At 35.7% G+C, this 7233-nt stretch carries 6 protein-coding genes; 2 read left to right on the forward strand and 4 right to left on the reverse strand.

What is annotated here, in order from left to right; genetic code table 11:
• From LDK52_RS19690 to LDK52_RS19700, 3 genes are all read right to left on the reverse strand, one after another.
• Nucleotides 1-213 (reverse strand): ATP-binding cassette domain-containing protein (locus tag LDK52_RS19690; RefSeq protein ID WP_277587606.1); only part of this gene is annotated, 213 nt, incomplete at its 3' end.
• A gap of 1 nt (nucleotide 214) precedes the next feature.
• Nucleotides 215-1834 (reverse strand): ABC transporter permease, encoded by a 1620-nt coding sequence (locus LDK52_RS19695; protein ID WP_277587611.1) that lies wholly within the window; start codon nucleotides 1832-1834, stop codon nucleotides 215-217.
• Between the two features lie 73 nt (nucleotides 1835-1907).
• Entirely contained in the window at nucleotides 1908-2966 is a 1059-nt protein-coding gene (locus tag LDK52_RS19700) for a Fe(3+) ABC transporter substrate-binding protein (protein WP_277587607.1), read from the reverse strand.
• 412 nt (nucleotides 2967-3378) lie between these two features.
• Here LDK52_RS19700 and LDK52_RS19705 point away from each other — a divergent pair, with 412 nt between their 5' ends.
• Nucleotides 3379-3825: a TIR domain-containing protein gene (locus LDK52_RS19705; RefSeq protein WP_277587608.1), complete on the forward strand. Its 447-nt coding sequence runs from the start codon at nucleotides 3379-3381 to the stop codon at nucleotides 3823-3825.
• A 73-nt stretch (nucleotides 3826-3898) separates the two neighbouring features.
• A complete protein-coding gene (locus LDK52_RS19710) occupies nucleotides 3899-5338 on the forward strand; it encodes an SIR2 family protein (RefSeq protein WP_277587609.1) in 1440 nt (479 codons plus the stop codon).
• Nucleotides 5339-5681: 343 nt separating this feature from the next.
• Here LDK52_RS19710 and LDK52_RS19720 read toward each other — a convergent pair whose 3' ends face one another.
• Nucleotides 5682-6905 (reverse strand): IS110 family RNA-guided transposase, encoded by a 1224-nt coding sequence (locus LDK52_RS19720; RefSeq protein ID WP_277587610.1) that lies wholly within the window; start codon nucleotides 6903-6905, stop codon nucleotides 5682-5684.
• Between the last annotated feature and the right edge of the window lie 328 nt (nucleotides 6906-7233).

Consider the following 7233-nt stretch of genomic DNA (forward strand, 5'->3'; position numbering starts at 1 on the left):
TTGATCAAACATTACTTCCTCTTGAATTGTAAAGGAACCTCTTGTTGGGATTTCAAGGCCTGCAAGTAAGCGAAGGATGGTACTTTTTCCACTTCCACTTCTCCCTAATATTGAAATTATTTCACCTTTTTCAATATTTATTGAAAATTGGTCTAGTGCATAACTTTCTGAGTTCGGATATGAAAAACAAACGTCTTGAATGGAAATATACATATTATTTCGGCTCCTTATCGAGAAACTTATTAAAAATAACAATGGCAATGGCACTTAAACTAATTATTAATAAAGAAGCTTGTGATGCTTCCATAATTTTTTCATCACTTGCATATTGAAAGGCTTTCGTAGAAAGTGTATCAAAGTTAAAAGGACGCAAAATAAGTGTTAAAGGAATCTCCTTTAATATGTCAATAAACACAAGAATAAATCCACTTATAATGGCACCTTTCATCATCGGTACATCGACTTTAAAAAACGTTTTGGTTAGTCCTACACCAAGTGATCTCGAAGCATCTCTAAAATCAGTTCCTATTTTGTCATAACCAGATTCAATCGAATTATAACCAATAGCAAAGAACCTAATGATGTATGCAGTAATTAACATGACAAGGCTAACACTTAAAACTAAAGTTGAATTTGCACTAAGTACTTGATAAAGTGGAGCTAAAAACCGGTCAAGTGCGATAAACGCCGTAACAACTGCTACCGCTATGACGGCTCCAGGAATAGAATAGCCAAGAATCGTTAGTTTAGGTAACAATTTAGAAATTTTCCCATGAACAAGACGTCCAAAGTTCCCTACGATTAAAGCAAAAACAACAATACATGTAGCACTTATTCCAGCAACTAGAACAGAATTTTTAACGTATATCAAAAATTCTTCCATAGGAATCTTTCCGAAAGTTAAGATTAGCCAGTCCATTAACTGCAAGACTGGAATACAAAAGCCCAAGCTTAAAATGATAAAACCATATGAGGATGCAAAAAATGCTTTAGCCCCTTTTAATTGAATTCGAGGTAAAGGTCGTACTTTTGTTGTGGAATAACTATATTGTCTTCGACCTCTCAGTACTTTCTCTAACATAAGGATAATAATAACAAAGCCCATCAGAGATGCTGCAAGTTTAATCGCAGAATCAATATCACCTAATCCAAACCACGTTTGAAAGATAGCTGTACTAAAGGTTTGAATTCCATAATATTTAACCACCCCATAATCATTTAAAACTTCTAAAATAACTAAACTTGCCCCACCTATTATAGAAACGCGTGAAACTGGTATAACGACCTGAAAGAAAACTTGCCATGGTCCCTTACCCAAAACACGTGCACTTTCGACTAAAGATGCTGATTGTTGTGATAAGAATACCCGGGTAATTGTGTACACATAGGGATACAAGAAAATAGTATAGATGAAAATGGCACCTGGTAGATTCATAATATCGAAATAACCGGGATTAAGTTCTAGTCCAAAATGCTCGCGAAGGGTCGTTTGAACAACTCCAGTATAATTAACGATTCCATGATAAGTATACGCACCAATAAATGGTGGAATTGAAAGCGGGAGAATTAACGCCCATTTTAAGAATCGACGGAAGGGAAACTGATATTGAGCAATCATCCAAGCTAAGCTTGAACCAATTATTATCGTTAGGACAGCTGTAAAAACTATCAGTATGAAGGAATTTTTGATGTAAGTGGTCAATACAAACTCTTTCATGTGTTCCCAGTTCTCATTCGATGGTGTAAAGATACCCGAAATGATGGTTAAATTCGGTAAAAACAACAGAATTATGATGATTCCTGCTAGTACAGTCCAACTATTTAAATTTGCCATTCTTTTCAATTAATACACCTCTTTAATAACTAGAAAGAAAACCCTTGTCAATGAGACAAGGGTAGAATACTTATTATTTCCAGCCTACTTCGTTAAATATTAATATCGATTTTGCATTATTTTCTCCTAGAGTTGATAAAGGGATTTCTTGTTCTTTAAATTCTCCCCAAGATTTTAACAGCTCAGATGGTTCTACTGACTTATTCACTGGGTACTCATAGTTAGCTTCTGCAAACGTTATTTGTGATTCAGGAGAAGACAAGAACTCAAGTAATTTAATCGCATTCTCTTTGTTTTTTGATGTTTTAACAACTCCGGCACCACTTACGTTAACATGCGTTCCTGTTGTTTCTTGGTTAGGAAAAAATACTCCTAATTTTTGGGCTACTTTTACTTCTTCTGGATCTTCCGAGTTTAACATTTGGCCAAAGTAGTATGTATTCATAATTGCTACATCTCCGATACCAGCAACAATTGCTTTTGCTTGGTCGCGGTCGCCGCCTTCAGGGTCACGTGCGAAGTTTGCTACTAATCCAGAAGCCCATTCTTTCGCATTTTCTTCACCGTTAATTTCAATAAATGAGGCTAATAAAGATTGATTATATACATTTTCTGATCCACGAATCAAGATACGGCCTTTCCACTTATCTTCTGTAAGTGCTTCATATGTGGATAATTCTTCAGGTTTGACGGTTTCTTTGTTGTAAATCATGACACGTGCACGTTTGGTTAAACCATACCACATTTGGTCTTTATCTTGAAAGTTAGCTGGAATTTGCTCGTCCAATACATCACTTGAAACAGCTTGTAATAATCCTTCATCTTTTGCTCGGAATAAACGACCTGCATCCGCTGTTAAAAATAAATCAGCTTGGGTGGCATCACCTTCACGTTTAATTCGCTCTAGTAATTCGTCTGCCTCACCTTTAATGACATTTACTTTAATGCCTGTTTCTGCTTCGAATTTTGCATATAGCTCATCGTCCACATCATAATGACGTGCTGTGTATAGATTTACTTCTTTGCTTTCTTTTGTATTGTTGTTTGTTGTGTCTTTAGTGGTAGTATCGTTGCTACAAGCCGCTAAAATAACCAATGCAAAGGTTAAAATAATGTATAATGCTTTTTTCATTGAATGTATCTCCTTTATTATATCGATAAATCTTAATTGAAAACGATTCTCAATTTCAATTATAAAGTGGAATTCATCTTTGTCAAGTAACTATTTTTAGAATAGTTTTATTTACATGAAGTAACCTGTTAACCCGTTGTGGATATCTATTTAATCTAGTTCAAGGGGTAGAATTGTTTATTACTCTACCAATAGAGTTCGGATAAGTATGTGAGAAAATGTGAATGTTCATGAATATAATTTATAGTTTTACGAAGTATAAAAACCATTAAATATAGTAATTTATGACGGTTCGTAAAAGTGTACTTTTACGAACTGTTTTGGAAAAAAGTCTAAAACAATTTTCTAAATATGGAAAATAAATGTTATAATTAAAATATTGAAAATTAAAACTATGGAATGAGGAATTGACATGGCAAAAAGAGCTTTTTTTAGCTTTCATTATCAGAGAGATATATGGAGAACAAATGTAGTAAGAAATAGTGGTGTTGTAATCGGTTCTTCTGCTGCTGGCTTCCACGATGCTTCGCTTTGGGAAGAAGCAAAAAAGAAAGGCGACGCAGCAATAAAAAAAATGATTGATGAAGGTTTAAAAAATACTTCTGTAACTGTCGTGCTAATAGGAGCAAAATCAGCGGGGAGAAAATATATAAATTATGAAATCGAAGAAAGTATCAAAAGAGGTAATGGTATTTTAGGAATTCATATAAATAATATTAAAAATAAAGATGGCGAAACTGATATTAAAGGTGCCGTTCCGGCCAAATTGATTGCGAATGGCTATAAAGTCTATGACTGGCCATTCGATAGTGTAAAGTTTTCCAAATGGGTAGAGGAAGCATATATAGCTGCCCATTAATAGAGATATTTAGAAAGAGTGATACTTTAAAAAGTCTCACTCTTTATTTCTTTATAGAAGGAGAGATAAACCAATGTATAATGCAAAAACTAAAGAATTTATTAGAACTTATGTTAGAGCGATGAGTGAATCTAATGCTGCTATCTTTGCGGGTGCAGGATTGTCTCAACCAGCGGGTTATGTTAATTGGAAAGAGTTAATGAGAGAGGTAGCTGAAGATCTTGATTTAGACATTGATATCGAACATGATTTGATCGCTTTAGCTCAGTATCACGTTAACGAATTTGAAGGACGCTCTAAAATAAATCAAATTTTGGTAGATGAGTTTACGAAAGATGTAAAGGTTACCGAAAATCATAAAGTATTAGCTCGGCTACCAATAAAAACTTACTGGACTACTAATTATGATAAATTATTAGAAATAAATTTAGAAAATAACAATAAAAAAGTAGATACAAAGATGGTTCCTGAGAACCTTAGTCATACAATGACAAATACTGATGCTATTGTTTATAAAATGCATGGAGATAGCACCATGGCTCACCAAGCTGTTTTAACTAAAGATGATTACGAGGGATATGATTTAACAAGAAGGTTATTTAGTACAGCGCTGCAAGGTGACTTAGTTTCTAAAACTTTTTTATTTATTGGGTTTAGTTTTGATGATCCGAACTTGTCATACATTCTTAGCAGAATTCGAATACTTTTGGGGGAAAACTCAAGAAATCACTATTGCTTTATGAAAAAAGTTGCCAAGAGTGATTACGAAATTGAAGATGAGTTTCGATATGCTGAAGTTAAGCAAGAATTAAGAATTAGAGATTTAAAGCGTTATAGAATTAACGTCCTGCTAGTAGAACAGTACGAGGAAATTACAGCCATTTTGCACTATATAGAAAGAATCATTAGAAGAAAAAATGTGTTTCTATCAGGAAGTGCGGCAGTATATGGGGAATGGGAAGAAACTCTAGCATTTGAGTTTAGTACGAGGTTAAGTAAAGCAATAATAAAAAATGAAAATAATATTGTAACAGGATTTGGGCTGGGCATAGGAAGTTCTCTGATTTCAGGAGCTCTAGAGGAACTCTATCAAAATAACGCAAGGAATGTAGAAGATAGGCTTAAGTCAAAACCTTTCCCGCAAAATACTTCAGGGGACATTCCTCTTAGTGAACTATGGACAAAATATCGTGAAGAGATGCTTTCCAATGTAGGTGTTTCCGTCTTTATTTTTGGAAATAAAAAAGACAAAACCTCAAGTGAAATCCTGACGGCTGACGGAATGATTGAAGAATTTAATATTTCGACAGAAAATGGCACAATACCAATACCCGTGGGGGCCACCGGTTTCACTGCTCATCATTTATGGGGAAATGTAATGGATAATTTCGATAAATATGTTGGTGTACCATCTTTAAAACCTTTATACGAGGTTATAGGTGATTCAACAAAGTCTAAAGATGAATTAATCGAAGCAATAATAAAAATAATAAATGAACTAGTAAAGCATTAACTAATAGAAGAATTAAAATTAGGAATAAGAAAAGAAGTTACTATCGGCTTAGGGATACAAGGAGTAAGAATATTAGGAGACAATGGAAAGACATAGATTGAACTCCTATGAGGGTGAAATAAAAAAGGAAAATTATATAAAAATAAACAATACCAATTTGAATGCAGTAGAAGTAGCCGAATTTATTAAAGAAAGATTTAATTTATAATTTTAACTTTCTTATTCAACTCCCATGAAAATTAAAATCTTCGATTTAGAGAAAAAGGCAATACGAAATCTGACGCAGCTCAATAATTTTTTAAAAAAGTGCAGCGCCTAAATGTGAATTAAATTGTGGGTTGGACTAGGAGGCATTTGGTTCAGTGATTGTCACGTTGTAACCTAAGTTTTCAAGTCTTCGAACAGAATATCGTACAATCGATTGTTCTTTTTGTTTGTCAAAGTAATCTTCCCCTAAGTCTACGTACATTTCTTTGCGAGTTAGGAGATAATAGCTGATTCTTAAAATGGCATGAGCCACTGATATCCCTGCACGCTTTTTACCCTTTCTTGATGCAGTGCGCCTATATAAGGCTCCCAAGTAGGTCTTGGATCCTCTAACAGAATGAGCTGCTTCAATTAACGCCGATTTCAAGTACTTGTTTCCTTTTTTCATGTTGGTTGATTTCCTCTTGCCCGCACTTTCATTATGTCCAGGTACTAATCCTGCCCAGGAACATAAGTGCGCTGAACTGGGAAATTGCTTCTCCACATCTGTACCGACTTCGGCTAAGATTTGTTCAGCCATTCGAGTGGCGATGCCAGGAATGGAATCCAATCGTTCTATATCTTCTTGATGGGAGGATAACCTAGTAGCCACCTCTTCGTTTAATAGCTCAATCTGCTCAGTTAGAAATTCTATATGGACCAGAATGGTTTTTAACATGAGACGTTGATGTGGATTGATATACCCTCGAAGAGCTAGTTCTAGTTCACTCTTTTTCTTCTTCATTGATCGCCGGGCAAAGCTGGCTAATTTCTCAGGATCATTTTCGCCATCGGCGATAGCACGAAGCATATCAAGCGACGAAACACCCATGATGTCGGAGACAACGGAACCGAGTTTGATATTGGCCCCTTCTAAAACCTTTTGAATCCGATTATGTTGTCTTGCACGCTCTTCAATAATACTTCGACGGTATCGAACCAACTCTCGTAATTCCCGCTGATTTCGGTCTGGAATAAAACTTGCTTTAAGTAGACCATGACGAAGAAGTTTGGCAATCCATTCTGCATCCTTTACATCGGTCTTGCGACCTGGTACTGCTTTCATATGTTGAGCGTTCACTACTAAAAACTCAATGCTCTCGGCTTCTAGCAAGTTAACAATAGGCTTCCAAAATACACCTGTACTTTCCATTGCTACGTGAGTACAACCATGCTCCTTAATCCAGTCAATTAACTGTAATAGAAATACAGTTTTAGTGGAAAACGTTTGAATCTCCTTTCCTTTTGGGGTAATAATACAAGCAGTAATGGAATCCTTATGGACATCCATCCCACAAGCACGTTCAATGATTACTTCCATGGTAATCATCCTTTCTACGGCAAATAGTATTGGAGGCTGGTGCAATAACCAGAGTAGGATTAATCTCCCATGAGTGCTTCCCGTAAGGGAGCGACAGTCTGTGATGCACCGTGGTCGTTGGAGTCAGACTAACGGATGGGCTCTATGGCACCATAGTTCATCGACCTTCCTCTCCCAGCCGTAGTATTCTATACCCAGGTTTTCACATTTTCATTCTCTGTGGTGTAGCGCTGATTTTGCGCTACATGGATGGCTAACGGGTGCTTTAGCAAAATATGGCCATCATTTCGATGGGCTTTTTTAAAGTCCAAAATATTAAATTGATCTC

The sequence above is a fragment of the Psychrobacillus antarcticus genome (genome assembly GCF_029533155.1).
In the GTDB taxonomy this organism is placed as follows: Bacteria; Bacillota; Bacilli; order Bacillales_A; family Planococcaceae; genus Psychrobacillus; species Psychrobacillus antarcticus.

Bases quoted from the DNA above. Each gene is read 5' to 3' on its own strand.
- LDK52_RS19720 (WP_277587610.1), bottom strand. From the start codon at position 6,905: ATGGAAGTAATCATTGAACGTGCTTGTGGGATGGATGTCCATAAGGAT.
- LDK52_RS19705 (WP_277587608.1), top strand. From the start codon at position 3,379: ATGGCAAAAAGAGCTTTTTTTAGCTTTCATTATCAGAGAGATATATGG.
- LDK52_RS19710 (WP_277587609.1), top strand. From the start codon at position 3,899: ATGTATAATGCAAAAACTAAAGAATTTATTAGAACTTATGTTAGAGCG.
- LDK52_RS19695 (WP_277587611.1), bottom strand. From the start codon at position 1,834: ATGGCAAATTTAAATAGTTGGACTGTACTAGCAGGAATCATCATAATT.
- LDK52_RS19700 (WP_277587607.1), bottom strand. From the start codon at position 2,966: ATGAAAAAAGCATTATACATTATTTTAACCTTTGCATTGGTTATTTTA.